General features: G+C 27.5%; 1 protein-coding gene. It reads right to left on the reverse strand.

The features are described 5' to 3' along the window. The coding region (locus tag HMPREF2984_RS09345; RefSeq protein ID WP_142350221.1) for a peptidoglycan bridge formation glycyltransferase FemA/FemB family protein at positions 1-166 on the reverse strand (166 nt) is incomplete at its 3' end. Between the last annotated feature and the right edge of the window lie 125 nt (positions 167-291).

Raw genomic sequence — 291 nt, forward strand, 5'->3', positions numbered from 1 at the left:
ATGCTGATACTTGTAATTGATTGTTAGTAAAGAAACCAATAAACTCAACATTATACCCTCTTTTTTTCAATAGATCAGACATTTCTACTGATTGGATAAAAGATTTTCGTTTCGCTTTTTGATAATGTTGTTTAAATACTTCTTTAGTAATTATTTCTAAAGGCATTGTTCTGTACTCCTTGAGCTTTTGTAGTTTAATAGACAGAGCTGGTGAAGCTACAGAATAAAAATTATTTCCTATTTGACATCGCTTTTATTTTTAATTATCTTGTCATTATGAATTTAATGATG

It is taken from the genome of Streptococcus sp. HMSC066E07, from assembly GCF_001814695.1.
GTDB lineage: Bacteria > Bacillota > Bacilli > Lactobacillales > Streptococcaceae > Streptococcus > Streptococcus hominis.